Source organism: Streptomyces sp. NPDC002055, assembly GCF_040296705.1.
GTDB lineage: Bacteria > Actinomycetota > Actinomycetes > Streptomycetales > Streptomycetaceae > Streptomyces.
Genome location: NZ_JBEOXS010000002.1, coordinates 90,235 through 115,346 on the forward strand (window position 1 = coordinate 90,235; position 25,112 = coordinate 115,346).

A 25,112-nucleotide genomic window follows, 5' to 3' on the forward strand; every position below is an offset into this window, starting at 1 on the left:
GGCCCCCGCCTCCCGGGCGCACGCCCCCGGGGCCGCCGGGGTCAGCCCTTGGTGCCGAAGTTCTGCACCCACCACGGCCCGTTGCCGCTGAAGTTCACCCCCACACCGAAGTCCTTGAAGCCGCAGTCGAGGATGTTGTCCCGGTGGGCGGGGCTCTTCATCCAGTCACGCATGGCGGTCGCGGGGTCCTTCGGGCCCTTGTGGATGTTCTCCCCCCACTTTCCGGCCGGGTAGCCGGCCGCGCGCATCCGGCCGTCGGCCTGCCCTCCCTCGGGGCTCGCGTGGTCGTAGTAGTTGCGGGCTGCCATGTCGTCGGCGTGCGCCTGGGCGGCGGCCTGCACCCGGCGGTCGACGCGCAGCGGGGAGCAGCCGGCCCGGGCCCGCTCGGCGTTGGCGAGGGAGACGATCCGGGTCACGGCCTCCGCCGCACGGCCCGTGGCCGGGGCGCCGCCGGTGGTGCGCGGGGTGCGGGTGTTCCGTTCCGTGCGCCGGGCGGTGTCCCCGCCGGTGGCGGGCGTGGGGGTGGCGGTGCGGCGGGGCTTCCGGGGCGTCGCGGTGGGCCGTGCGGACCGCTCGGTCCGGGCCTTCGCGGAGGGGCGCGGCTTCGGGGAGGCGGAGGTCCGGGCGGGGGTGGGGGTGGCCTCGGGGCTCGACGGTGCGTCGGCGGCCGGGACGTTGCGCACGGACGCGGCGGCCGGTGCGTCCCGCCCGGTGTCGTCCGGCCCGCTCAGGGCGTAAGCGCCGCCGCCCACCGCGGCGGCGACCACCAGGGCTCCCGCCACCGCCGGTATGCCGCCCGGGAGGCGCCGGGCGCGGGCCCGCCGGCCGCGCCGTCCCGCCCGCCGGTCACCGCCGGTGCCGGTGACCGGGGCCAGGGTGCGGGTGTCGTCGTCGTGTTCGTGGTGCATGGCTGCTCGCTCTCTCGGGTGCTGCGCCGGTCGGTCCGGCCCACAGGAGAGCGGATGGCAGTACGGCGATAACACTTTTCGGCAGAGCGGCTGGAGAATCTGTGGCGGACGGGCCGGCCCGCCGGAAAACGGGGACATCTCCCGGGACCGGCCGGCCGCTCGGTTACCCGCCGGGAACCTCAGATCCCGCGCAAATCTTGCGCGTCGACGTTGCTGGCCCGCCCCAACGCTGCGAAGGTTTCGGGCACCCCTCGACCGAAGTCCCCGGAGGCTCCATGGCTGTCCGCCGTGCCGTTGTCGTTGCCGCGTCCGTGACCGCGCTGGCACTTCCCCTGATCGTCCACACCGTGGTCGCCCCGTCCTCGTCCGCCGACGGCGCGCCGGCCGCCTCCGCCACCGGGCTGGAGCCGCCGCCCAAGAAGGCGGTCGCCCGGGGCAGCGGAGGCGCGGTCTCCAGCGTGAACCCGTACGCGTCCCGGGCCGGGCTGGAGGTGCTGCGCAAGGGTGGCAACGCCGTGGACGCGGCGGTGGCGACCGCGTCCGCGCTCGGTGTGGTCGAGCCCTACTCCGCCGGGGCGGGAGGCGGCGGCTACCTGGTGTACTACGACGCGAAGACCCGGAAGGTGCGCACCATCGACGGCCGGGAGACCGCCCCGGCGAAGATGCGCGAGGACTCCTTCCTCGACCCCGCCACGGGCAAGCCCCTCCCGTCGGAGGAGGCGGTCAACTCGGGTCTGTCCGTGGGTGTTCCCGGGACCCCGGCCACCTGGCAGAAGGCCCTGGACGACTGGGGGACGATGCCCCTGTCGAAGACGCTGCGGCCGGCCACACGGCTGGCGGACGACGGTTTCGTGGTCAACGACGAGTTCCGGGCCCAGACCGCCATGAACGAGAAGCGGTTCCGCCACTTCCGGTCCACCGAGGAGCTGTTCCTGCCGAACGGGAAGCTTCCCGTGGTCGGCTCCCTCTTCCGCAACCCGGATCTCGCCCGGACCTACCGGGAGCTGTCCCGCGACGGCGTGGACGCGCTCTACCACGGCGGCATCGGACGCGACGTGGTGCGCACCGCGCGGAAGCCGCCGATGGCCCCGGGGTCCGACCACAAGGCCCGGCCCGGCCTGATGACCGAGCGCGACCTGGCCGCGTACTCGCCGGTCCCCCGCAAGCCGACCCGCACCGGCTACCACGGGCTGGACGTCTACTCCATGGCACCCTCCTCGTCCGGCGGCACCACGGTCGGTGAGGCGCTGAACATCCTGGAGAAGAAGGGGCTGTCGAAGGCCGACCGGACCCAGGCCCTCCACCGCTATCTGGAGGCCAGCCGGATCTCCTTCGCCGACCGCAACCGCTGGGTGGGCGACCCGGCCTTCTCGAAGGTGCCCACCCGGGCACTGCTGTCCAAGAGGTTCGCCGCGGAACGGGCCTGCCTGATCCGTCCGGACAAGGCGCTGACCAGTCCGCTCACCCCCGGTGACCCGCGCCGTCCCGACGCGGGCTGCGACCGGGGCACCGGCACGAAGCAGCCGCACGAGGGACCGTCGACCACCCATCTGGTGACGGCGGACCGCTGGGGCAACGTGGTGTCCTACACGCTGACGATCGAGCAGACCGGCGGCTCCGGCATCACCGTGCCCGGGCGCGGGTTCCTGCTCAACAACGAGCTCACCGACTTCGACTTCGCGCCGCTCGAGAAGGGCACCCCGGACCCGAACCTGCCGGGCCCGGGCAAGCGTCCGCGCAGCAGCATGTCGCCGACGATCGTGCTGCGGGACGGCAAGCCGCAGCTCGCCGTCGGTTCGCCGGGCGGTGCCACGATCATCACCACGGTGCTCCAGACCCTCGTCAACCGGCTCGACCTCGGGATGTCGCTGCCGGAGGCGGTCGCCGCGCCGCGCATCTCCCAGCGGAACCAGGAGGCGACGGAGGCCGAGCCCGCCTTCCTGAAGTCGCCGGAGCGCAAGCGGCTGGAACGTCTCGGCCACAGGTTCGTGCTCGCGCCGAAGGCCTTCACTCCCGCTCCGGAGATCGGGGCGGCGGCCGCTCTGGAGTTCCGGCGCGACGGGCGGATGACCGCGGTGGCCGAGCCCGAACGCCGCGGCGGCGGCTCGGCCATGGTGCTCCACGAGAACCGCTGACCTCACCGCACGTCCCGTCCACCCGGCACTGCTCGCGCCGGGTGGACGGGACGCTTGCTGTTCGGGGCCCTTGGGGGGGGGAAGCCGACCGGAGCCCGCGCCGGGAGCGGAGGCCCCGGCCGCTGCCGGGTGTCAGCCCGCTCCTCGCCCCCGGTCCTTCCCGCAGACGGCGTCCCGGGCGGGCAGCTCGCCCGTCCGCAGGTAGTCGTTGACCGTCCGGCGGACGCAGCGGTTCGGGTACATGCCGTACACCCCGTGCACCTGGGCCCGGATGGTGACCATGCGGGAGTTGGGCATCCTGCGGTGCAGCCCGAGCCCGTTCCCGTAGCTGGTGCGGGGGTCGCCGGTGGCCTGGACGATCAGCCCGGGTGCGGCGTTGCCGGTGCGCACCGGTGGTTCCAGCGGCTCGCCCGGCCAGAAGGCGCACGGGTTGACGGCGTTGAACAGCGGGCCGAACAGGGGTGCCTTCGCCCGGCTGCGCTCCACGTTCCTCCGGTACCAGGCGAGGCCGCGGGGTGCCCGGGCGTCCCCGCACTGCAGGGCGAGCTGCAGCGAGTTCTGGGTGTCCATGTCGGCGGTGGGCCGGCCGAGGAACAGGGCGAGATCCTCGGTGGGGCGCACGGTGCGGCCCCGGGACGCGTCGTACAGCACCCGGATGTTCTCCGCCGCGCGGGCGAACTGCCGGTCGTCGGCCATCGTGGCGGCCAGCACCATGGGAACGACCTGGCCGTCGGCGGTGTAGCGGCCCACGGTCAGCGGCTCCCGGGCGGCCCGGCGGGCGATGCCCTCGACGTGCGCCCGGACCTCGGCGGCGGTGCGTCCCAGGCCGTAGGTTCCGTCGTGGCGCGCCGCCCACCGTGCCCAGGCGTCGAGGAACCTCTCGTTCGCCGGGGCGGCGTCGCGGAACGTGGAAACGTTCCACCGGGCCGGGTCGATCGCGCTGTCCAGCAGCAGCCGGTCCGTCCGGCCGGGAAACATGTTCGCGTACGCGGCGCCGAGATAGGTGCCGTAGGAGATGCCGAAGTACGACGTCCGCCGCTCCCCCAGCACCGCTCGGAGCAGATCCATGTCGCGGGCGGTGTTCCGGGTGGTGAAGTGCCGCAGGTACGACACCTTCTTCCCGTATCGCTTGCGGCAGCCGTCGACGAGCCGGGCCTCGTAGCGGGCCTGGGCACGGAAGCCGGCGCTGTCGTAGCCCGCCGACCGGAGCCAGTGCCCGGAGGTTCCGCAGTGCAGGGCGCTGCTCCGGCCCACGCCCCGCGGGTCCATGCCCACCAGGTCGTAGCGGGCGGCCAGTTCGCGACCCATGGCGGGGACGGACAACAGCGGCATGTCGAGGGTGATGCCGCCGGGGCCGCCGCTGTTGTGCATCATCACGCCGATGCGGTGCCGGGTGTCGGTGGCCTCGATCCGGGAGAAGCCGACGGTGATCGTGCGCCCTTCCGGGTTCCGGTAGTCCAGGGGCACCCGGATGGTGGCGCAGCGGGCACCGGCCTCGTCGAGTTCCTTGTGCCGGCACGTGCGCCAGTCGGGGCGCTGCTCCGTGAAGCGCCGCAGGGAGTCGGAGCCGGTGGCGGCGGCCGGCCGGATGGCGGCCGGCGGCGTTGTGCCCGACGAGGGTCCGGCGAGCCGGGCGGCGCTCCCGGGCCGGGGCGCCGCGGGAGCGGAGCCGGGGAACAGGGTGAACGCGGTCGCCGCGGCGAGGATGCCGACCGCCGCGATGCGTGCGGTGCGCGGGGCCGTCATGCGGAGCCACCTTCCGTCGGAAGTCGCCGGTGCACGGCTGCCTTTCGGGGTACGTGCCGGAAGATCCGGCCGACCGTGTCGGTCACGGCCTGGGCGGAGTCGGGACCGGTCGCGGCTTCGTTGACGGCGACGAGCACGGCTCGGCCGTCCGCCCCGACGCCGCCCCGGGTACGGGTGCCCGGGAGGGTGCCGCCGTGTCCCCAGAACCAGCCGCCGCCCGCGGCCGGATCCAGCGGATAGCGGGCGACCCCGAGGCCGTACTCGGCTCCGCGGGCGAGATCCGCCGGGACGGTCGCCCGCAGCTGCGCGAGCTGGGCCGCCGGCAGCAGTGCGCCGGACAGCAGTGCCGTGAAGAAGACGGTGAGGTCCTGCCCGGTGGAGACGAGGGCGCCTGCCGCCCCGATCCCGGAGGTATTGACGCAGGTGACTTCGCGGTGACCGCCGCTCTCCGTCGGCCGGTACGGCGTCGGGTGAGGGCCGTGCAGCCGTTGCTCGGACCAGCGGGGCCAGTAGGTGTGGGGCAGGCCGAGCGGCCGGATGACCCGGCGCTCCACCTCGTGCTCGTAGGAGTGCCCGGTGACCCGCTCGATGAGCATGCCGAGGAGGACGTAGTTGAGGTTGCAGTACTCCCAGCGTGCACCGGGCGGGAAGCGCGGCGGGTACCGCAGCAGCGTCCGGGCCACGACCTGCTCCGGCCGGCGGTGGCCCGGCGTCTCCACATCCACGACCTGCTCGAAGTCGGGGAGGCCGCTGGTGTGCTGAAGCAGCCGGCGGACACTGATGCGGCGTCCGTCGTGGCCGTTGCCGTGCAGCGTCCCGGGCAGGTAGCGCTCCACCGGCGCGTCGAGCACGACCCGCCCGGCGGCCACGAGCTGGAGCACGACCGTGGCGATGAAGGACTTGGTGTTGCTTCCCACCCGAAGCCGCGAGCGGTGCGGGAACGGCCGGCCGGTGTCCAGGTCACCGGCTCCGGCCCCGATCTCGGTCACCCGGCCCGCGGCATCGGTGATGACGGCCTGGGCGCCCGGCAGGTTCTGGGTGGCGATCAGCGTGCTGAGTTCCCTGCGGACCGCGGCGCGATCGAGTGCTCTCGGGTCGCGGGGCGTACGGGACGGTGCGGCGTGGCCGGTGCCGGCGGCGGCGCCGACGGCCAGCACGCCGACGGCCGATGCCGAGAGCCCGCGGAACACCTGGCGTCGGGTGGGACCGGGGCTGCCGCAGGAAAGGGGCGCGGCGGTGCGGCGCCCAGGAGTGGGGTGGCGGCCGGTCACGGCGTGGCGTGCGGTCACCGATGGCGGCGGACCGGACGGCTGGGCCCCCGGCCGACGGGCGTCCGATGGCGCGCCGGTGGTCTCTGTCATGCCTCAGGAGCCTTCCGGACCGGGGCCCCTGCGACCATGGCGCTCCCCACCGGACCGGTCCACCGGACGGCTCCCGGGCCGTCCCGGGGGTGAGCAGGCGGGTTCCGGTGGGGAGAACCCCCGGTGGCCGATGCTCCGTTTCGATGCGCCGTTTCGATGCGCCGTCGGCCCGGTGACCACTCCGGCGGCGATGCGGGAACAGCGGCCGGCGCACCGTCCGGCGCCGGCAACGGCGCGGCACCGTCGCCCACTTCCCGGCCTCGCCCGGAAGGGCCGGAACACCACCGTGTCACCCGGACACGACGGAGGGCCGCCCGATGGCTCGGGCGGCCCTGGCGTGGTGCTCCGGATCAGATCGCGAAGGCCGGCGAGGAGCCGTGGCCCTTGATCTGGACGGAGACGCGGGTCCCGTTCGGGAACTTCACGCCGTCCGCCGCGAGCTTCCAGGTGAAACGGTGCGGATATCCGAGGTGGTCCGGTTCCGCGTCACGCTTCGCCTTTTCCCAGCCGCCCCACGCCTTGGCGGGCTCGCCGGGCTTCTTCACCATCTTGCGCACGTAGTAGGAACCCCGCTCCGGAGTGGTGTACACCCCGGACACGGAATACACCTTGTCGGTCGCCGTGTCGGCCATCAGCACCATGGCCCGCGTGTTCGACGCATCGGCAACGGTGTGCTCCTTCTTCACCGCGTGCGCGGGTGTTCCGGCGAACAGGGCCGCAGTCGCGACTCCGCCCGCAACGAAACCGGTCACAGCTTTCCGTGAAATACTCAAATTCTTTTCCTGCCCCGTGAATCGGTCGATGAACGACGACCTCACCCTAGCCCTTTCCGCCTGCCCCACAACTCGGAACACCGAGGTCCGGAAGGCGTCGGAGAAGGCTCGGTGAACCTCGCCTCCCCGCCGGGACCGGATGGCCGGAGCCGTTAGAAAGGCACCCGCACTCCGGGACGGATCGACCGTCACCGCACGTCACGCAACGGAAGGCCGGGCCGGGTCCGCACGGGGCCTCCCGTCCCGAGCAGAGTTCGCATCGTACGTGGGAGGAACACATTCCGTTCGGAGCGCGCATGATGGCCGCCCTCCACCGGCCCCCGCGTTGCAGGGCCCACCCGCGCCGTCCACACGAACTCCCCGAGCGGAACCCTCCGCATCCGCCGGGCCTCCCATTGCCCGGTGGAATTCACCAAGGAACGGGGAATCGACTCCCTTTCCGGCCGACGTGGATGCCTCGACCAGCGCAGCCACGAAGACGCCACTCCGGTCGCGAGGAACGAGCTACGACTCCTCCGGCGGATAGCGAATGCCGTACTCGCGGGCGAAACGATTGGACGCGGTGGCGTGGCCCGTCAGGCGTTCGAGGTGGAAAGCGCGGGCGATCGAGTGCATCTGGGCGTGCGTCACATGAAGCGCCCAGCGGTTCTCCGTGTTCTGGAAGCGCGCGTCGCGGACCGCGTCGGCCAGGCCGGGCGCGGGGTCGAGGCGGAGATGCCCGGCGAGGTGGAGGAAGACCCGCAGCGCGGTCATCTCGCCCGGGCGGAGCAGGACTTCGCGGTGCCCGGGCGTCGGCTCGCTCCCGGTTCGGTGCGGTGGCGGTCCCTCGCGACGAGCCTCGGCGAAGAGCAGCACGTCGTGGCCGTCGGGGGTGAGCCGCGCCGCCCACTCGACCGGCTGCGGCTCCATCCTCTCCCGCACCGCGTAGTCGGCGGTCTCGCACAGACCGAGCCTTTGCAGTGCCTCGACGGACTCCCTGTTGATGCCGGACTTCTCGGTGACCCAGCCGTGACCGGTCCCGGCCTGCCCGTCCCGCACCTGCATGAGCGTGGTGCGCTGCCAGTCGCTGATCCCCACCGCATCCCTTTCCTTCGCCGGAGGCCGAATGTATCGGCCGGGCAGGTGTTCCCGGCGGCGGTCGGCGAAACCGCTCCGTCGACGCCGCATCGGAAAGGCGCCGAAACTCCGCGGGGCCCGTCGATGAGCCGCGTCCGGTGATGCGGCCCGCGACATGACCCACGAACGGCTCGGCATCTCCCGCATCGGCCGGAACAGCCCTGCCACACCTGGGTTGATCCTGTCTTTCGGGGCACCCGGCCACCATGACGGGCAAGGACCCCGTGACGGGCAGGCGCCCCGTGACCGGCAGGGACCTGCGGTTCGACGGCTGGATCGTCGGGATCGGGACTTCATCAGGTACGCGTGTGGTGCTGGGCCGCTGGTCGAGCTCGCCCTTCGGGCCGTTCAGCGACGTGATGATCGAGCAGCCGGACGGCGAGCGTCTGCTGCTCGCCCCTGCCCCGGACATCGCGGACTTCGTCGCCACCACCTACGTGTTCGACCGGGTGCTCGTGGTCCCGGTGACGGTCACGGCGGAAGGGGCCGCGTGGACGGTCGAGGCGGGCTCCTTGAGCCTTCGCTTCGGCGTCGGCAGGCGCAGCGCCCTGGGCGTCCTCCTCCGCGTGGTCCCCCGTCCCGTTGCCGCGCTGCCCGGCTGGGCCGCACTGGTGAATGGCGCCGCCCGGCTGCTGCTGCCCGGGGTGCGCACCCGGGGCACCGCGGGAGGCGGACGGCGGGAGCGGTACGACGCGCGGGACCACGCGCGGCTCCGCAGCGCCACCGTGCTCCTAAACGGGCGGGATCTCGGCGCCCTCGCCCCCGTGGACCCTCCCGTGCGGTTCGGATTCGGTTCGGTGCCCCGCACGCCCGCTCTGGTGCGCGTCACCACCACCGTGACGGTCTGACCGCCACGCCCTCCGCTTCGCCTCGGGGTGCGTGCCAGGCCTTCCGAGTGCGCGTTCCTGCGAGGCCTCCGCGCCCTCCGCCCGGGCACCGGCCGCCCCCTGCATACCTGAGCCGCGAGCCTTCTCGACGAAATCCACCACGAACTTCTCAGATTCGGGATAACGTCCCAGATATGAGAACCGACTCCGCGTCCCCGAGCCGGGGCACCGAAGGGCTGGAAGGCCGGCTGGCCGCCCGGCTCGCCGAGCTGCGCACGGACAGGGGCTGGTCACTGGAGGAGCTGGCCCGGCACACGGACATCAGCCGCTCCACGCTGTCCCGGTTGGAACGGGCGGAGATCAGCCCGACGGCAACGCTGCTCGGCTCCCTGTGCGCCGTGTACGGGCGGACGATGTCGCAGCTGCTGGCCGAAGTCGAGTCGGACTCCCCGCAGGTGGTCCGGGCCGCGCAGCAAACGGTCTGGCAGGACCGGCAGTCGGGATTCACCCGGCGTTCGGTTTCCCCACCGCTTCCCGGCCTGCGAGGCGAGGTGGTGGAGGGCCTGCTGAGGCCGGGTGCCGACATCTCCTACGACGAGCCGCCCGTCCCCGGCGTCGAGCAGCACATCTGGGTGCTGGACGGCGCGCTCGACGTCACCGCCGCGGGCGCGGTGCACGCGTTGCGGGAGGGCGACTGTCTGCGCTTCCGGCTGTGGGGGCAGTCGCGATTCCACAACCCCGGCCCCGGTTCGGTCCGGTACGCGGTGCTGGTGATCCTGCCGTGAGCGGCGCCTCGTCCACCCCTCCGAAGACGGCCGTGTCAGGGGCCGCCGCACCGGGCGCGAGCGCGGCTGCCCGGAGCGAGCCGGCCCCCGCGCCGCCCCGCCACGTCGGCTCTCCCGCCACCGCTGCTCCCCGCCCCACCGCATCACCGACCCGCCGAGGGACCCCCGTGCATCACTCCATCACCCGACTGTCGCCGCACGACTTCCGGGCCGCGGTGAGCGGCCTGGCCGGCCTGCTCACGGATGTCGTCGCGGAAGGCGCCTCGCTCGGCTTCCGCACCCCCTTCGACCGGAGTGCGGCAGCGGCCTGGTGGGCCGCCCGGCAGCCCGCCGTGGCCGACGGCAGCCTCGCGGTGTGGGCCGCCGAGGGGCCCGACGGCGACCTCACCGGCACGGTCGGCCTCGCTGTGGAGGCCAAGCCGAACGGCCGTCACCGGGCCGAGATCGTCAAACTCATGGTGCACCCCGGCGCCCAGGGGCAGGGGCTGGGCCGGGCGCTGCTGGCCACCGCCGAACGAGGCGCGGCCGACACCGGAGTGACCTTGCTGCTCCTCGACACCGAGACGGACAGCGCCGCCGACCGCCTCTACGGCTCCGCCGGCTGGAGCCGGTACGGCGTCGTCCCCGACTATGCGACCGACCCGGCCGGAACGCTCCGCGACTGCAGCTTCTACTACAAGCAGCTCGCTTGAGCACTGGTGCAGAGCCGGCATCCGGCACCGAGATGCGCGGGGGCCTCGGGGCGGAGTGACACCGCGCGCTGGGGACGGGGCCGGTCTGCGAGGCGGCAGCCGCCGTCCAGCGCTTCGGGTTCGCCGGTCTCGATCTGCCCCGGGTCATCGGCCTCTCGCAGAGCCACAGCATCCCGCGGCACCGAACCTCCCTCCCTTTCAAGCCGGTTGCGGCCGCCCCCCGCCGTCACCGCCGTCACCGGCGCCTCCGGCGTCCGCGCCTCCTCCACCGCCCCCGGCAGCCGAAGCCCGCCCGCGCCCCAGGCTCCGGGGCAGCAGTTCGGTGGTGACGATCGCGGCCACCGCTGCCAGTACCGCGACCGGCACCATCTTCACGCCGCCGAGGAGCAGCACCACCAGCAGCAGACCGCTGACCGGCAGCCGGAGCACCGAGGCGACCGACGCCGCCATGCCGGCCGCCATGGCCGGGACGACGCCGAAACCGGGCAACGGGGAACACAGCAGTCCGGCCGCGCCGCCCAGGAACAGTGCGGGGAACACCGGTCCACCGCGCAGGCTGCCCAGGCACAGGGCGTACGCCACGGCCTTGCACGCCAGGACGGCCACCAGGTCCCAGGTCGCCCAGCTCGTGGGATCGGACGCCATGTCCGCGAGGGCGGCCTCCCCGGACAGGGCGGCGTCCGCCGGGGAGCGGCCGGTGGCCACCGCGTACAGGGCGCAGCAGGCCGCGGCGGCGACCGCGCAGATCAGGGTGTGCCGGACGGGACGGGCCGCGACGAAGCGCTCCGCCCGACGTCCGCCCGCGAGGACCAGATGGGTGGTGGCGCCGACGGCCACGGCCAGCAGCAGCCCCCAGGCGACATCGCCCACGTCGGGAAGTCCGGAGGTGGGCAGTCCGATGTCGAGGCTGCCGGTCTCGAATCCGGTCCACTGGCCGAAGCCGGTGAACACCAGCGAGCCGACCCCGCTGGCGAGCAGGGCGGGCAGCATGATCAGCAGCAGTCGTGTGCCGCCGACTCCGCTGACCTCGATCAGGAGCACGGCCCCCACCAGCGCGTTGCCGAAGATCGCGGAGAGTGCGGAGGCGGCCCCCGCGGCGCCGAGGAGTGCGCTGCCCTGCGTGCTCTGTTCGGCCCGGACGAGCTTGCTGAACAGCAGGGCCAGGCCCCCGCCCAGGGCGATCAGCGGTGCCTCGGGGCCCAGGACCGCCCCGAACGGCAGGCTTGCCGCGGCGGCCAGCAGCACGCCGGGCAGGGCCTCGGCGGTGGCGCCTCCCGCGTGGAGCCCGTCCGCGGGGATGTGACCGCCCTTCCCCGGCAGGCGCGTGGCGACGAGGGCGACGACGGTTCCGGGGACCAGGGCGAGCGGCAGCGGCCACCACCAGGGCGGATCCGTCCATCCGGCGGCGTGCGGCAGCTCGTCCCAGAGGGCGTGCTCCAGTTCGTTGATGCCCACCAGGAACCAGAAGGCCGCCAGGGACACGGGGACGCCGATCAGGGCACAGAAGACCAGGCCGCGCAGGTATCCGGGGCTGCGGAGCACCTCCCGCAGCCGGTCCGGGCCGGGCGGCTGCGGTTCCCGGGCCGGCGGGGTGGGCGCCGTCATGAGGGCTCGTCCGCCAGTTCCGCGTCGGTGAGCGGCTGGAGCTTCCCGTGGGTGTCGAGCCAGTAGAGGAACACCAGGGCGGGGCCGACGAGCACGACGGCGACGAGGGTGACGACGAGCAGCCACCGCAGCGTCGCCGAGGATCCGGCGCCTTCGGCGACGGTGAGGGAGGTGGGCACCAGATACGGCCGCTGGGCGATCCCCCATGCGGCCACGACCAGGGCGACCGAGCCGAGGGCGGTGACGCGGGACCAGGTGGTGGCGTCCCGCAGGAGCAGCAGCGCGGTGGCGACGGCGCATCCGGCGGCGACGGCGACGAGCACGAGTCCGGTCCCGTGGGTGAGTCCGTAGTGGACGTGGCTCGCGTCGTCGCGGGTGACGCGCAGGCCGACGAGGGCCAGTACGGCGAGCACCGCCAGGCTCAGCAGGGCGCGGCGGCGGAAGTACGCGACGAGGGCGTCCTCGCCCAGCCGGCGGGCGTCGCCGGTGAGGAAGACCGCGCCGAGGAAGGCGCTCGAGGCGACGGCGAGCAGTCCGGCGATGACGGAGGTGGGGTTGGACCAGGCATCTGCGGAGGCGGTGGTTCCGGTGCCGACCTTGCCGGTGGCCACGCCGCCCACCGCGGCGCCGAGGAAGAACGGCGTGAGCACGGAGGAGATGGCGAACGCCGCCCCGTAGACCCGCCGTCCCGCCAGACGCCGGGTGGGCTTCCGCAGGGCGAACCCGGCGCCGCGCAGGACGAGTCCGACGACGGCGAGCGCGAGCGGCAGCCACATCGCGGAGAACACGATGCGGAACAGCTCGGGGAAGCCGGTCCACATGAGGACGAGGACGAAGATCAGCCAGACGTTGTTCACTTCCCACACCGGCGCCATGGCGTGGTCGATCAGCCGGCGGGGTGCGCTGCCGCGGTCCGCTCCGCCGGCCACCAGATCCCAGAAGCCGGCGCCGTAGTCGGTGCCGCCGCCGCAGGCGTAGGCGGCGACGGCCAGGAGGAGAATCCAGGCGATGACGGCCTCGATCATGGGGTTCCACCCGGGGGCCGGTCGGAAGGCGTGTGTCCGGGAGGGGTGCCGCCGGACGGGCCGGCGCGGGCCGCGGCCGGTTCCGGGGCGGGCCCGTACGGCGTGTGGTCCTCCGGGCTGTCGCCGCGCGGTCCGGGCCCGGCCAGGCCGTCGTCGGCCATCCGCCACCGGGTGCGCATGTTCAGGACGACGGCGAGGAACGCGCCGAAGATGAACACATAGACGACGACCACCACGCCGAGCATCGCCCACAGGGCCGCGGCGCGGGTGGTGGTCACCGCCTCGGACACCCGCATGACCTGGTACACGATCCACGGCTGGCGCCCGACCTCGGTGGTGATCCAGCCGCACTCCACGGTGACCAGGCAGGCCACCCCGGCGCAGGCGGCGCACCGGAAGAACCAGCGCGAGGCGGGGAGGTCCCGCCGCCGCCACCAGCTCCAGGCGTACCAGAGGGCCAGCAGCGCCAGCAGGGAGCCGAGGACGACCATGGTGTCGAACGCCCAGTGGGCGATGGTGGCCTGCCGGGCGGTCGGCCGGGCGTCGGCGGGAACGGAGGTCAGCCCGGTGACCTTCGTGTCCGGGCTGAAGCCGGCGAGGATCGAGTCGAGCTGGGGGATCTTGATGCCGCCGGTCACGGACCCGTCGGGGTGCATCCGGCCGAAGAGGTACTCCGGTACGTGGGTGTCGGTCCGCCAGACCAGTTCGGTGGCGGCGAACTTCACCGGCTGCTTCTGGTAGACGCTGCGGGCGATGGAGTCGCCGACCACGAACTGCACCGGGCTCAGTACGGCGGCCACCGTGAAGGGCAGGGTGAACCCGAGCCGGTGGTAGCGGTCCCGGCGGCCGCGCAGCCAGCCGACCGCGTAGACCCCGGCGACGACGTATCCGGCGGTGAGGACCATCGCGATCACGAAGTGCCAGTACTGCGGGCCGAACATGGGGGTGAACACGGCGCGCCGCAGGTCGACGTCGACGGGGCTGCCCGAGCTGTCGAGGCGGAATCCCCGCGGGGTGTTCATCCAGGAGTTGGCGGCGAGGATGCCGAAGGCGCCCATCAGGGCGGCGGCAGGGAGCGGCAGTCCGAGCCAGAAGTGGGTCCACGGCTTCAGCCGGCTCCAGCCGTACAGGTAGATGGCGATCAGGACGGCCTCGAGGAAGAACGCCCAGGCCTCCACGCCGAATCCGATGCCGAAGACGTCTCCCCAGCGGCCCATCATCCCCGGCCACAGCAGGCCGAGCTCGAAGGACAGCACGGTGCCGGTGACGATGCCCACGGCGAACTGGACAGCCATGATCGCGGACCAGCGCCGGGCGAGGAGGAGGGCGACGGCGTCGTCCTTGCGCAGGGCGCGGTAGTGCATCAGCAGGGTGAGGAACGGCAGGGCGACGCCGAACGGCACGAGGAGGATGTGGGAGGCGAGGGTGAAGGCCATGAGCTCCCGGGCGGGCAGCAGTTGGGCGGGGGCGGTGCCCGTGATGTGCCCGGGGGCGAGGTGCAGTCCCGAAGCGACGTGCAGTTCCGCAGCACGGTGCAGTTCCGAGGCGAGCTGCAGTCCCGAGGCGAGGTTCATGTGGGCCGCCCGGCCCGGTGCGGTGCGAGGGCCCCGGAGGTGAAGGCGCGTTCCCGGCGGTTCCCGGTGAGGAAGACGATCAGCCAGGTGGGGAGGGCGCCGAGCCGGCTGCGGAACCCGGTCAGGAAGGCGATGTGGATGAACAGCCAGATCAGCCAGGCGAGCACGCCGGAGACCTCCAGCCGGCCCCGTTTGACGACGGCCCGGCCGCGGCTGATGTAGGCGGCGCTGCCCAGGTCGTGGTAGGTGAAGGGGCGGGGTGCCGCGGTGCGGTGCTCGACGCTGTGCCGGATCTGCCGGGCCGCGTACAGCCCGGCCTGCATGGCGACCTCGGCGAGGCCGGGCAGTCCGTTCAGGCTCATCAGGTCGCCTGCGACCCGGATCTCGGGGTGCCCGGGGACGGTGAGGTAGGGGTCGACGACGATGCGTCCGGCCCGGTCCTGCTCGGCTCCGGTCGCCCGGGCCAGCGCGTCGGCCAGCGGCGGGGCCTGGACGCCCGCGGTCCACAGCACGGTTCCGGCCGGGATGTCGGTGGTCGCGCCGTCCCGGGAGCGGACGGTCAGGCCCCGGTCGTCGACCCGGGTGACCAGGGTGCCGAGGTGCAGGTCGACGCCGAGCCGGGCCAGGGTGCGTTCGGTGCGCCGGGCGAGTTCCGGTCCGAACGAGCCGAGTGCCGCGTCCCCGCCCTCGAAGAGCAGCACCCGGGCCCGGCCGGAGTCGATCGCGGAGAACTCCCGGTCGAGGGTGCGGGTGGCGATCTCGCGGATCTGCCCCGCCAGCTCCACCCCGGTGGGGCCTGCTCCGACCAGGGCGAACGTCAGCCAGCGGTCCCGCTCCTCCGGGTCCGTGGCGGCTTCCGCCAGCTCGAACGCCCGGTAGATCCGGCGGCGGATCGCCAGGGCGTCGTCGAGGGTCTTCATGCCGGGCGCGTGCGCGGCGAACTCGTCGTGGCCGAAGTAGGACTGCCGTACCCCGGCCGCCACGATCAGGTCGTCGTAGGGGAGCTCCAGCCGTGTCCCGTCGGGCCGGTCGGCGTACAGCACACGGTCCGCGGCGTCCAGGCCGGTGGCCTCGGCCAGGACACAGCGGACGTTGGGGTGCCGACGGAGTACCGACCGCAGGGGCCGGGCGATCTGCCCTTCGGAGAGGATGCCGGTGGCGCACTGGTAGAGCAGGGGCTGGAACAGGTGGTGGGCGCAGCGGTCGACCAGGGTCACCGCGACGGGCGAGTGGCGGAATTCCCGCGCGGCGAACAGACCGGCGAATCCGCCGCCGACGATCACCACCCGCCGCGGCGACACATGGTCCTGCACGCTGTTCTCCCTTGTCCGTCCCGGCCGGGTCTGCGTCCGCCGCGGCGCCGGTGCCCGCGCGGGCCGTCCGATGAGGTGACGGCCGCGGCTGAGATGCCGTCAGCCGCCCGTGGCGAATCCGGGGAAGAGCGTCATGCCGCCGTCGACGTAGAGGGTGGTGCCGATGACGTAGTCCAGCAGGTCGGAGGCGAGAACGACGGCGGCGTCGGCGACATCCTCCGGGACGCCGATCCGGCCGTACGGGATGAGCGTCATGAGGTCGGCCTCGGCCTGCTGCGTCTCCCAGGCGTCGCGGTTGATCGGTGTCTTGATGGCGCCGGGGCCGATGGCGTTCACCCGGATCTTCTGCGGGGCGAGTTCCTGCGCCATGGTCGCCATGAGCATCTGCACGCCGCCCTTGGACGACGCGTAGTTCACATGGCCGGCCCACGGGATGATCTGGTGGACCGAGCTCATGCAGATGATCTTGCCTGCGGAGCGGGAGACCTTGGGGACGACACCGCGGCGCAGGAATTCCTTGACCGCTTCCCGGGCGCACAGGAACTGCCCCGTCAGATTGACCTCGATGACCTTGTGCCAGGAGTCGAGGGACATGTCCGTGAGCGAGGCGTCGCGCTGGAGTCCGGCGTTGGCGACGAGGATGTCGATGGTGCCGAGCTCGTCGACCATCCGGGAGACCATGCCGACGACCTGGTCCTCCTGCGACACATCCGCCTCGTGCGCGTAGGACCGTACGCCGAACCCCTGGATCTCCTTCACCACGCTCTCGGCGGCGGGCCGGTCGGCCACGTAGTTGACGACGACATCCGCGCCGGCCCGGCCGAGTGCGATCGCGGTCGCCTTGCCGATCCCGGAATTGGCCCCGGTGACCAGTGCTTTCTGACCGCGGAGCAGCGGTACGGAGAAGTCCTTGCGGTCCTCGCGGGTGCTGGTGCTCACTGCCGTCTCCTCACCGGTGGACGGGAAGGTCCCGGGTCTCCACGGTCGAAGAGAACACCACCGGGGACGCGCGGCGTGGATCACCCCGCGTCATTCGCCCGCCGGGACGAGAGACGTCAAGCCAATGGCCCAAGGCGAACGGTGCCCGGTGCGGTGTACGGGCATCGTTCGCCTTGGTGACGCCCCGTCGGCCCGTCGCCCCGTCGGCCCGTCACCGCAGACGTTCGGCGATGTGGTCACCGACGCGCAGGGCGTTGGCCATCGCGGTGAGGGACGGGTTCACCGCTCCGATGCTCGGGAAGAAGCTGGTGTCCACGACGTAGAGGTTGTCGAGGTCGTGGGCCTTGCAGTCCGTGTCGAGCGCAGAGGTACGGGGGTCGGTGCCGAACCGCACCGTCCCGGCCTGGTGCGCGGTGGCGCCGATCGGCATGCCCTTGTGCAGGTAGATGCTGTGCGACAGCAGATGGTGCTCGTGCATGCCGAGGTGTCCGAGCATCTTCTGCAGTTTGCGCCGCAGCCGCTCGAGGGCGACGACGTTGTTCCCCTCGTCCAGCGCCAGGTGGACCCGGCCGTCGCCGTCGAGCGTCACCCGGCTCTCCGGCAGCGGAAGGTCCTCGGCGCAGAGCCAGAAGTCGACCGCGTGGTGGGCGAGTACCTCGAACGGCATGTCCGGCGCGAGGGACCCCGCCCATCGCGGGGCCTCGGCGTGGATCTGTTCGGCGTCGGACTTGCCCAGCATCTGGATGCCGCCCAGCGGGTAGTCCCAGTCCTCCGAGCCCAGGTACCAGTCGTTGACGGCGAGGGTCTTCTGGAAGCGGGTGTCGTTGGGTTCCTTCGACACGGCCATCAGGGCCAGGTTGTTGTGCCGCATGTAGTGCCGTCCCACCACGTCCGAGCTGTTGGCGAGGCCGCGGGGGTGCCGGTCGTTCGCCGAACGCAGCAGCAGGAGCGCCGAGTTCACCGCTCCGCACGCCACGACGACGATGTCCGCCCGGAAGACGACGGTGTCCTCCTCCGCAACCCGGGCGACGACCCCGGTGACGCGGCGTCCGGAGTCGTCGGTCTCCAGGCGCTGGACGTGGGCGTGGGTGATCAGGCGGACGTTGGCGTGTTCCAGAGCCGGGTCGACACAGACCACCTGCGCGTCGGACTTGCCGCCGACCAGGCAGGGGAAGCCGTCGACCCGGTCGCAGCGGATGCACACGCTGGACCGGGTCGCCTCGCCCTGCTCGTCCTGGGTGAGGTCGACGCCGATCGGCAGGTGGAACGGGTGCAGGCCGCGCTTCTCCAGGTCGTCGCTGAGCTGCTGGATGCGTGGTTCGTGCCGGACGGGCGGGTGGGCGTACTGCGCGCTCGCCGGCCCCTCGGTGGGGTCCTCTCCGTGCCGCCCGTGCACCCGGTAGAGGTGTTCGGCCCGGGTGTAGTACGGCTCGAATTCCTCGTACCGGAGCGGCCAGGCCGGCGAGATGCCGTCCTGGTGCCGGATCTCGCCGAAGTCCTCCGGACGCAGCCGGAACAGGGCGGCGCCGTAGAACTTGGTGTTGCCCCCGACGTAGTAGTTGACCTCCGGCGGGAATTCATGGCCGTGCTTGTCGAGCCAGAACTCCGGGGCCCGGTACTTCCCGGCGACGAAGACGGCCTTCGATTCCCAGTTGTCCCGCTCCCGGGGCAGGTACCCGCCCCGCTCCAGCAGCAGGATCCGCTTGCCGGACCCCGCCAGCCGGTGGGCCAGGGTGCCGCCTCCCGCACCGGTGCCGATGATGATGACGTCGTAGTCCTGGTCCTCAGCCACGGGACCCCCTCGGGTCGATGCGGGGAGACGGGGATGCGGGGTACCGGGACAGCGCCCGCCCGGCAGCCGCGCTTCCCGGTGCCGTTCCCGGCAGCTTCCCCCGCCCCTCGGACGGCCCGCATCACCCGCACCGGGTGAGGCCACGTGACCGGGCCGGCACCGGCGCTCCGGGCCGGTCGCACAGCTGTGCCGAATACGGCATAGCCCCAGGTCACCGGGCCGGTCCCAGGAGGCTGCGCGCTGCGGGGCCGGGCCCGTACGTGCCCCGGGTGCCCGGGGCACCGGCGCACCGGGGCGCGACGGGATTTCACCCGGTCCGGGTGAGGACACCACCGCACCGCCGTCGGAAGCTGAAATCCCAGCCGAAGCGAGGGAATCCCATGACACAGACACGTGAGCGCCCCGACGCGGGCAGTGACCACCCCACCGAAGGTACCGACGCACTGGCCAGCGGGCTGGTGGTCTTCGCCGCGGTCATGCTGGTCATTGGCGGCATCCTCAACATCTTCCGCGGCATCATGGCCATCGCCGAGGACGACATCTTCGTCAACACGCCGAACTACGTCTTCGCCTTCGACGTGTCCAGCTGGGGATGGATCCATCTCGTGCTGGGAGCCCTGGCCCTGCTCGCGGGCCTCGCCCTGTTCCGGGACGCGCTCTGGGCGCGGGCCGTCGGCGTCCTGCTGGCCGGACTGCTGCTCCTGACGTGCTTCCTGTCCCTGCCGTACTACCCGCTCTGGTCGATCGTGCTGATCGCGGTGTACGGCTTCGTCATCTGGGCACTGTGCGTCGCGCCGCGGGAACGCTTCTGACCTGGACGACCGGGCCGCTTGCCGGCCGGACCGCGGTCCGGCCGGCAAGCCCCTCGGGGCAGGGATCGGACCGGCCGCAACGGGGCCGGTCCCGCTCGGGGCGGGGAGCCCATGCGCCGGTGAGCGAGGCTCTCCGCGCCCCCGCGCCACCCCGGCGGCCGACACGCCGGGGTGGCGCCGGGGCTGCGCCGCGGGTGGCGCCCTCCCCGGTCCGGGCCCTGAAGATCTTTACGGTGATCGCATGTCCCCGGCCCGTACGGTGGACGCATGCAGATTCGGCCAGTGGATCCCAGGGACTCCTCCTGGGAGCAGGACCACGCGGTGTACCGCGTCTCGTTCCTGGACACCGTGAACAACCAGTCCGATGACTTCGAGATCTCCGACTCCCCGGTCGAGGACGTCCTGCTCTGGACGCGCGAATTCGCCGGGGAGCGCGGCTTGTCGTACACGCTGTACGTGAAGGTCTCCGATGGAGGCAGGCAAGGCCTGGTCCGGATCAGCGGAGTCCCGGGCGATCTCCCGGCGTGATGTGATGAGGCGTCATTCCCACTGACGCACGGCCGAGTTGGTCTTCACGCAGGAGACGAAGACCGGCTCCCCTCCTCGCCCGGGGCCACGCCCCCGGCCGCCGGAAGGGCGGACGGACCGAGGCCGGTGCTCCGCAGCATCCGCCCGGAATGGCGAATCACCCGCAGCGGCCCGCGCCTCGTGAGTACGGTGGAGCCACCCGGCGCCACCACACGGTCACGGTCACGGTCAACGGTCACGGCCGGCCCAGGACGGCGCGCGGGTCCGGCCGTCCGACGAAGGGGGCGTTCCCATGGCCGAGGTCAACATCAGCCTCGACGCCGAACTGGTGGTGGAGGTCATGGTCCTGGCCGGAGTGGGCTCGCCCCAGGACGCCGTCGAGGCGGTCGTGCGGGACTACATCGCCCGCGGGCACCGCACCGAGGCCCGCACCCAGCACCAGGACGACAGCCTGCGCGAGGTCGAGGTCAAGCCGCAGGATCCGCAGGGCTGACCAGGCGGGCGTCCGGCGTCCCGGCCGTGCGCCCCTGCCACCGCCCTGCTCCTGCGGGACGGTGGCTCAACGACCACAGATACACCAGTTGACCGCACCATCGTGAAGGGCAGCTCGACTGATCGGGCGCTCAGGTCACGGTCAGGGTCAGGTCAGGCGGAGACGGGGGTACGGGACACGGCGGTGCGCAGCGCGAAAGCGCCGAGCAGGCCGCCTGCCGTGAACCGCTGGGCGGCCATGACCCGGGGCCGGGCGACCAGAAACCCCGAGACCCGTGCTGCGCCCAGCATGATCAGTGCGTTCACGGTGACCGCCACGACGATCTGCACACCGCCAAGCTGGAGCAGTTGTGCCCAGGCTGGGCCTGCCTGCGGGGCCAGGAACTGGGGCAGCAACGCGGCGTACATCAGGGCGATCTTGGGGTTGAGCAGGTTGGTCAGCAGCCCCATGGAGAACAGGCGAGCGTCGGAGACCGGGGGCAGGTTCTGCTCCGGGGTGAACGGCGAGCGACCGCCGGGCTTGAGCATGCCCCAGGCGAGGTAGGCCAGGTAGGCCGCCCCGGCGAACTTGACCACCGTGAACGCCACCGGCACGGCGGCGAACAACGCGGACAGGCCTGCAGCCGCGGCCAGCAGGTAGCACAGGAACCCGACGGCGGTCCCGCTGAGGCTGACCAGGCCCGCCCTGCGGCCTTGGGTGATCGCGCGTGAGGCGAGGTGGACCATGTTCGGTCCCGGAGTCAGGGCCATGCCCAACTCGACCAGGGCCACCCCTCCCACCGCGGTCAGAGTGATCACTGGTCAACTCCTGGTCATTCCTGGGGCAGCTGACACCTCAAAGTGCGGGAGCAGCCCGGGTTGTTCACGGACGGCTACGACGCATCAGCAGTACCTGACTCGCCTCCTGCAGGTTACGCCTCTGCCGCTCGGGACCTGCATGCACCCCGTGACGACATCAACGGACTCCTGCGGAGCCAGAGTTCCGCGGAAGGTCTCCTCGATGCCATGGGACGGGCGGCGCAGGCCGGTCCGGCCCTCCCCGTCCCTCGAAATACCGCCCGCCCCGGAGTCAGGCCTCGGAGTCCGGAAGCCGCCAGTCGAAGGGCATCAGATCCCGCTCCCAGCCGGGCGATCCGGCCAGGGCATCGACGGCCTCGGGCGCCCGCAGGAGGCAGCGGTGGCGCAACAGCTCGCGCCGGCCGCCGGGCGTCAGGAGCCTCTCCTCGGAGCTGAGATTCCTCGGGTGGTCGGGGTGCAGGTCGGCACTGCCGTCGATCGGGCGATCGCCCGCCACGTTGAGCCGATCGCCGGCCGGGGTCCGGTAGTCGAGGCGGAAGTCGGTGCGCCACTGGGAATTGCCGCCCCAGCCCTGGGACGGGTCGACCGTCGGCCGGTGGCGGCGCCGGAAGGTCCAGTACAGCGGCGAGCGGTCCGCGACGCCACGCTGCGCGTGCTCGACGCCGGCGCGGATCCGCACGCCGGCCCGATGGAACAGCAGCCGGCCCAGCATCAGGCCGGGCCGGAGGACCTCGGTGATCTCGATCGGCGCGTGCGGGTCATCGGCCTGTTCGACCTCGACGATCTCGTGGAGGAACGGGTCGAATGCGTCGCCGTCCTCGAACGGCACCATGCCGAGCGAGGTGAACGCGTCGAGGTACTCGCGCTCCGAGAGCAAGGGCCGCGGGTCCGATGAGCCGGGCTCGTCGGAGGGAGGCTGGAAGGTGAGCAGCAGCCGGTCGCTGACCCGATGCAGGGCGTAGAGCTCCCACACGAGTTCCCGGCCGTCGGGCTCCGTTTCCTTCTCCGCCCACCATGAGCCGTCTTCGGCCGCCGTGGCCAGCCAGGCACGGTAGCCGCCCTGCGCCCGGTCAAGCCACGGCACGACGATCGTCTCGTATGGCTCCGCCCCCTCGTACCACGCCAGGGCTTCGTACAGTTCCCGCGCATCCACCCCGTAGGACATGCCTGGAGCCTACGGGAGGCGCCGGGGGCGTCTGCCCGGACGGCCCCACCCGGACGACGGCAGCCAGGCATACCAAGACGGGGCCGGCCGCTCACCCGCGCCGGCACGTTTCGCTGGACCCCGCCGGCAAGGCCGCCTGATCAACACCCCTCAACGAACTTCCGCGGAGCGGCACCAGGGGCCTCGGCGCCGGCGGGGGTGCGGTGCGGAGCGCAGGCCGTGCGACATCGTCCCGCCGTCCGCACAGCGAACCTGTTTACCCCGAATCGGCCCACTTCCAGCCAGGGAACGAGGAGCCGATATCAACCCCGAGGGGTAATAAAGTCCGAACATTGCTTGGTAAGGTATGAGTTCAGCGAACTCGGACAAAGGGATCTGCATGCCGATACCCGTCTCCCCCGACGACTCCGCGCCCACGGGTCGGCAGTCGCCGAGCCAGGACCAGGGCATGTGGGCTCCGCCGGCCGGGCCCGGCGGCGGGCCCTACTGGCCGCATCCGACGCAGGCTCCGCAGCCCCGCAACGGCATGGGCACCGCCGCCCTGGTCCTCGGCCTCATCGGTGTCGTCCTCGGCCTGTTCATCATCCTGTTCTGGCTGTCCTGGCTGCCGGCCCTGCTGGCCGTGGTCTTCGGCGCCATCGGACTCCGCCACGCGCGCAAGGACCTTGCGACCAACAACGCGCTGGCCGTCAGTGGTCTCGCCCTGGGCATCGTCGGCCTGCTGATCGCTGCCTGCAGTGCGGTGTTCACGGTGGTGACGGTCAAACAGGTCGTCGACGACAGTCGCGCGAAGGTCAAGAAGGAGGCTGAGGAGGTCAGGAAGGAGGCCAGGGAAGCCCGGGAGTCGGCAGCGGCCGTAGAGAAGGGCCGCCACCTCTCCTTCGGTGAGCCGTACACCTTCGGCGACGGCCTGAAAGTCACGGTGTCGAAGCCGACACCGTTCGCCCCGGACTCATTCGCCCACGGTCACGCCAAGGGCAACAAGGCCGTTCAGGTCACGGTCACCGTGGTCAACCAGGGCACCCGGCGGGTCGCGGTCGAGACCGGCCTGCCCGAGGTCAACGACGCGGACGGTGCCTCCGCGGAGCTGGTGATCGACGGAAGCGGACGCCAGAAGGTCATCACCGGGTACGTCCTGCCCGGCAGGAAAGCCGTCGGCAGGTACGCCTTCTCGCTGCCGCCCGGTGCCGCCGACCGGATCGAGGTCGAGTTCAGCCCCGACGCGGCCCAGTGGGACGACGCCTACTGGAGCGGTCCCACCCGCTGACCGCAGGGTCTCCCGCGGAGGAATCCTCCGGCGTATCGGATTCCCGGTGCGATCGCGCACTGTTCCTCCTGGCTGATGACCAGTCACGCAGTACGCCGACCGATTCCGTGGCCTGCGGCGCGCCGAGCAGTTCCGCGAGCCCACTGGCGGGACCGTGCCCCGACCGACCGTGCGTGATCTTGCGATATGGCCGGAAACCTGCGCATGATCCCGCATGAGTCCTCACACGCATCACGACGCGCCGCCCACCTTCGCGCTGGACGGCACCCTCACCATCCCGCGCCTGGGCTTCGGCGCCATGCAACTGCCCGGCCGATGGGGCGGCCCCGCCGTCCCCCGGGAAGCAGCCGTGGCCGTGGCGCGCCGCGCCGTCGAGCTGGGCGCGCGGCACCTCGACACCGCGGCGTTCTACTTCTCCGCCAACGACATCCTCCGCACGGCTCTCCACCCCTATCCGTCGGACGTCACCATCGCCACCAAGGTCGGCCCGCTGCGGGACGCGACCGGGGAGATGTACGGCGAGGCGCGGCCCGATCAGCTGCGGGAACTGGTGGAGGAGAATCTGCGGCAACTCGGCATCGACACTCTGGATCTGGTGTATCTGCGCGTGGGTCGGCTCGATGCGGTGGGCGGGGTGCCGGTCGGCGACCGCTTCTCCGTTCTGGCCGAGCTGCGCGAGGCAGGGCTGATACGACACCTCGGAGTCAGCAATGTCTCCCGTGCGCAACTCGACGAGGCACGCGCCATCGCGCCGGTCGCCGCCGTGCAGAACCAGTTCGGCGTGATCGACCAGCGGGACGCCGGACTCGTCGACCTGTGCGCCGACGCCGGTATCGCCTACATGCCGTTCTTCGCGCTCGGCGGGAGCCGGGCCACCCTGGCCGAGGCGAGCCTCATGACGGTCGCCGAACGGCACGGTGCGACCACGCACCAGGTGGCCATCGCGTGGGGGCTGGCCAGGTCGCCGTCCGTCGTGCATATTCCCGGCACGTCGTCCCTCGCTCACCTGGAGGAGAACATGGCCGCGGCGCAACTCGCCCTCGACGACGCGGACATGGCGCTGCTCGACGCAAGCTAGGGCGCTGTGGCGTGTGAGCCCCGCACGTCGGCCCGCCGGTGACGGGGCGGGCCGACGCGCGCGGCTCGTCCGCGGTTCGAAGGGCGCGGGTTCACATGGTGAGGGCGGAGTCGTCCTCCACCCGCGCGCCGGGCAGCCGGTGCCGCGCCGCGACGAGGGCGGAGTCCACATCGCGGGTGCCCGTGGACACGCACAGGGTGTAGGCGATGTCGTCCATCCGCCGGCGCACTTCGGCGCTGCCCTCGCCCGCCCGGAGCAGGTGCAGGGTCTCGTACTGCTCGACGAGCTTCTGGAGTACGGCGGGGTGGGCCATCAGCACGGTTCTTCGGTCCTCTCGTCGGGGGAGGGCATCTCGGGTGGAGCTGCTGGGGTACGGAGGCG

The 25,112-nt window shown here is 72.4% G+C and carries 23 protein-coding genes; 9 read left to right on the top strand and 14 right to left on the bottom strand.

Features of this window, described 5'->3' with window-relative positions; translation table 11 throughout:
- Positions 1 to 41: 41 nt before the first annotated feature.
- Entirely contained in the window at positions 42 to 908 is an 867-nt protein-coding gene (locus ABT112_RS01340; RefSeq protein ID WP_351504242.1) for a CAP domain-containing protein, read from the bottom strand.
- A gap of 275 nt (positions 909 to 1,183) precedes the next feature.
- Here ABT112_RS01340 and ggt point away from each other — a divergent pair, with 275 nt between their 5' ends.
- Complete coding sequence (gene ggt, locus ABT112_RS01345; protein ID WP_351504244.1) at positions 1,184 to 3,043, top strand: gamma-glutamyltransferase; 1,860 nt, start codon at positions 1,184 to 1,186, stop codon at positions 3,041 to 3,043.
- Positions 3,044 to 3,175: 132 nt separating this feature from the next.
- On the opposite strand, the gene ABT112_RS01350 is transcribed toward ggt, so the two are convergent.
- From ABT112_RS01350 to ABT112_RS01365, 4 genes are all read right to left on the bottom strand, one after another.
- A complete protein-coding gene (locus ABT112_RS01350; RefSeq protein WP_351504245.1) occupies positions 3,176 to 4,789 on the bottom strand; it encodes an alpha/beta hydrolase in 1,614 nt (537 codons plus the stop codon).
- Positions 4,786 to 6,150 carry a serine hydrolase domain-containing protein gene (locus ABT112_RS01355; protein ID WP_351504247.1) on the bottom strand — a complete coding sequence of 455 codons (1,365 nt, stop codon included), beginning with the start codon at positions 6,148 to 6,150 and terminating at the stop codon, positions 4,786 to 4,788. Before ABT112_RS01355 ends, ABT112_RS01350 begins: the two co-directional genes overlap by 4 nt.
- 350 nt (positions 6,151 to 6,500) lie before the next feature.
- Positions 6,501 to 6,902, bottom strand: a complete 402-nt coding sequence (locus ABT112_RS01360) for a hypothetical protein (RefSeq protein ID WP_351504249.1) — start codon at positions 6,900 to 6,902, stop codon at positions 6,501 to 6,503.
- A 525-nt stretch (positions 6,903 to 7,427) separates the two neighbouring features.
- Entirely contained in the window at positions 7,428 to 8,000 is a 573-nt protein-coding gene (locus ABT112_RS01365) for a DUF6417 family protein (RefSeq protein ID WP_351504252.1), read from the bottom strand.
- A gap of 281 nt (positions 8,001 to 8,281) precedes the next feature.
- Between ABT112_RS01365 and ABT112_RS01370 the strand changes: the two genes are divergently transcribed.
- From ABT112_RS01370 to ABT112_RS01380, 3 genes are all read left to right on the top strand, one after another.
- Positions 8,282 to 8,887, top strand: a complete 606-nt coding sequence (locus ABT112_RS01370; RefSeq protein WP_351504254.1) for a hypothetical protein — start codon at positions 8,282 to 8,284, stop codon at positions 8,885 to 8,887.
- Positions 8,888 to 9,060: 173 nt separating this feature from the next.
- The gene (locus tag ABT112_RS01375; protein WP_351504256.1) at positions 9,061 to 9,651 is read left to right on the top strand and encodes a helix-turn-helix domain-containing protein; all 591 of its coding nucleotides are present in this window, start codon (positions 9,061 to 9,063) and stop codon (positions 9,649 to 9,651) included.
- 167 nt (positions 9,652 to 9,818) lie between these two features.
- Positions 9,819 to 10,343, top strand: a complete 525-nt coding sequence (locus ABT112_RS01380) for a GNAT family N-acetyltransferase (RefSeq protein ID WP_351504258.1) — start codon at positions 9,819 to 9,821, stop codon at positions 10,341 to 10,343.
- A gap of 198 nt (positions 10,344 to 10,541) precedes the next feature.
- On the opposite strand, the gene ABT112_RS01385 is transcribed toward ABT112_RS01380, so the two are convergent.
- The 6 genes from ABT112_RS01385 to ABT112_RS01410 form a co-directional block, all read right to left on the bottom strand.
- Positions 10,542 to 11,948, bottom strand: a complete 1,407-nt coding sequence (locus ABT112_RS01385; RefSeq protein WP_351504260.1) for a chloride channel protein — start codon at positions 11,946 to 11,948, stop codon at positions 10,542 to 10,544.
- Positions 11,945 to 12,973 (bottom strand): cytochrome d ubiquinol oxidase subunit II, encoded by a 1,029-nt coding sequence (locus ABT112_RS01390; RefSeq protein WP_351504262.1) that lies wholly within the window; start codon positions 12,971 to 12,973, stop codon positions 11,945 to 11,947. The genes ABT112_RS01385 and ABT112_RS01390 overlap by 4 nt, the downstream gene beginning before the upstream one ends.
- Positions 12,970 to 14,547, bottom strand: a complete 1,578-nt coding sequence (locus ABT112_RS01395) for a cytochrome ubiquinol oxidase subunit I (RefSeq protein WP_502975218.1) — start codon at positions 14,545 to 14,547, stop codon at positions 12,970 to 12,972. Before ABT112_RS01395 ends, ABT112_RS01390 begins: the two co-directional genes overlap by 4 nt.
- Positions 14,544 to 15,860 carry an NAD(P)/FAD-dependent oxidoreductase gene (locus tag ABT112_RS01400; RefSeq protein ID WP_351504264.1) on the bottom strand — a complete coding sequence of 439 codons (1,317 nt, stop codon included), beginning with the start codon at positions 15,858 to 15,860 and terminating at the stop codon, positions 14,544 to 14,546. Before ABT112_RS01400 ends, ABT112_RS01395 begins: the two co-directional genes overlap by 4 nt.
- A 99-nt stretch (positions 15,861 to 15,959) precedes the next feature.
- Entirely contained in the window at positions 15,960 to 16,799 is an 840-nt protein-coding gene (locus ABT112_RS01405) for an SDR family oxidoreductase (protein WP_502975219.1), read from the bottom strand.
- Between the two features lie 211 nt (positions 16,800 to 17,010).
- Entirely contained in the window at positions 17,011 to 18,591 is a 1,581-nt protein-coding gene (locus ABT112_RS01410) for a GMC oxidoreductase (protein ID WP_351504266.1), read from the bottom strand.
- 380 nt (positions 18,592 to 18,971) lie between these two features.
- Between ABT112_RS01410 and ABT112_RS01415 the strand changes: the two genes are divergently transcribed.
- The 3 genes from ABT112_RS01415 to ABT112_RS01425 all read left to right on the top strand — a co-directional run bounded on the left by ABT112_RS01415 (position 18,972) and on the right by ABT112_RS01425 (position 20,424).
- Positions 18,972 to 19,403 carry a DUF7144 family membrane protein gene (locus ABT112_RS01415; RefSeq protein ID WP_351504268.1) on the top strand — a complete coding sequence of 144 codons (432 nt, stop codon included), beginning with the start codon at positions 18,972 to 18,974 and terminating at the stop codon, positions 19,401 to 19,403.
- Positions 19,404 to 19,670: 267 nt separating this feature from the next.
- On the top strand, positions 19,671 to 19,931 hold the full coding sequence (locus ABT112_RS01420) for a hypothetical protein (RefSeq protein ID WP_351504270.1): 261 nt from the start codon (positions 19,671 to 19,673) through the stop codon (positions 19,929 to 19,931).
- A gap of 292 nt (positions 19,932 to 20,223) precedes the next feature.
- A complete protein-coding gene (locus tag ABT112_RS01425) occupies positions 20,224 to 20,424 on the top strand; it encodes a type II toxin-antitoxin system VapB family antitoxin (RefSeq protein ID WP_351504273.1) in 201 nt (66 codons plus the stop codon).
- Positions 20,425 to 20,576: 152 nt separating this feature from the next.
- On the opposite strand, the gene ABT112_RS01430 is transcribed toward ABT112_RS01425, so the two are convergent.
- On the bottom strand, positions 20,577 to 21,221 hold the full coding sequence (locus tag ABT112_RS01430; protein WP_351504275.1) for a LysE family translocator: 645 nt from the start codon (positions 21,219 to 21,221) through the stop codon (positions 20,577 to 20,579).
- A gap of 271 nt (positions 21,222 to 21,492) precedes the next feature.
- Positions 21,493 to 22,386 carry a hypothetical protein gene (locus tag ABT112_RS01435; protein ID WP_351504277.1) on the bottom strand — a complete coding sequence of 298 codons (894 nt, stop codon included), beginning with the start codon at positions 22,384 to 22,386 and terminating at the stop codon, positions 21,493 to 21,495.
- A 379-nt stretch (positions 22,387 to 22,765) separates the two neighbouring features.
- On the opposite strand from ABT112_RS01435, the gene ABT112_RS01440 reads away from it, so the two are divergent.
- Both ABT112_RS01440 and ABT112_RS01445 read left to right on the top strand, forming a co-directional pair.
- Positions 22,766 to 23,653 (top strand): DUF4190 domain-containing protein, encoded by an 888-nt coding sequence (locus ABT112_RS01440; protein ID WP_351504279.1) that lies wholly within the window; start codon positions 22,766 to 22,768, stop codon positions 23,651 to 23,653.
- A gap of 214 nt (positions 23,654 to 23,867) precedes the next feature.
- Positions 23,868 to 24,731 (top strand): aldo/keto reductase, encoded by an 864-nt coding sequence (locus tag ABT112_RS01445; RefSeq protein ID WP_351504280.1) that lies wholly within the window; start codon positions 23,868 to 23,870, stop codon positions 24,729 to 24,731.
- A 91-nt stretch (positions 24,732 to 24,822) separates the two neighbouring features.
- Here ABT112_RS01445 and ABT112_RS01450 read toward each other — a convergent pair whose 3' ends face one another.
- Entirely contained in the window at positions 24,823 to 25,050 is a 228-nt protein-coding gene (locus ABT112_RS01450) for a DUF5133 domain-containing protein (RefSeq protein ID WP_351504283.1), read from the bottom strand.
- Positions 25,051 to 25,112: the final 62 nt, after the last annotated feature.

Bases quoted from the DNA above. Each gene is read 5' to 3' on its own strand.
- ABT112_RS01355 (WP_351504247.1), bottom strand. From the start codon at position 6,150: ATGACAGAGACCACCGGCGCGCCATCGGACGCCCGTCGGCCGGGGGCC.
- ABT112_RS01350 (WP_351504245.1), bottom strand. From the start codon at position 4,789: ATGACGGCCCCGCGCACCGCACGCATCGCGGCGGTCGGCATCCTCGCC.
- ABT112_RS01420 (WP_351504270.1), top strand. From the start codon at position 19,671: ATGCAGATTCGGCCAGTGGATCCCAGGGACTCCTCCTGGGAGCAGGAC.
- ABT112_RS01390 (WP_351504262.1), bottom strand. From the start codon at position 12,973: ATGATCGAGGCCGTCATCGCCTGGATTCTCCTCCTGGCCGTCGCCGCC.
- ABT112_RS01445 (WP_351504280.1), top strand. From the start codon at position 23,868: ATGAGTCCTCACACGCATCACGACGCGCCGCCCACCTTCGCGCTGGAC.
- ggt (WP_351504244.1), top strand. From the start codon at position 1,184: ATGGCTGTCCGCCGTGCCGTTGTCGTTGCCGCGTCCGTGACCGCGCTG.
- ABT112_RS01385 (WP_351504260.1), bottom strand. From the start codon at position 11,948: ATGACGGCGCCCACCCCGCCGGCCCGGGAACCGCAGCCGCCCGGCCCG.
- ABT112_RS01375 (WP_351504256.1), top strand. From the start codon at position 9,061: ATGAGAACCGACTCCGCGTCCCCGAGCCGGGGCACCGAAGGGCTGGAA.
- ABT112_RS01425 (WP_351504273.1), top strand. From the start codon at position 20,224: ATGGCCGAGGTCAACATCAGCCTCGACGCCGAACTGGTGGTGGAGGTC.
- ABT112_RS01415 (WP_351504268.1), top strand. From the start codon at position 18,972: ATGACACAGACACGTGAGCGCCCCGACGCGGGCAGTGACCACCCCACC.
- ABT112_RS01340 (WP_351504242.1), bottom strand. From the start codon at position 908: ATGCACCACGAACACGACGACGACACCCGCACCCTGGCCCCGGTCACC.
- ABT112_RS01440 (WP_351504279.1), top strand. From the start codon at position 22,766: ATGCCGATACCCGTCTCCCCCGACGACTCCGCGCCCACGGGTCGGCAG.
- ABT112_RS01395 (WP_502975218.1), bottom strand. From the start codon at position 14,547: ATGAACCTCGCCTCGGGACTGCAGCTCGCCTCGGAACTGCACCGTGCT.
- ABT112_RS01435 (WP_351504277.1), bottom strand. From the start codon at position 22,386: ATGTCCTACGGGGTGGATGCGCGGGAACTGTACGAAGCCCTGGCGTGG.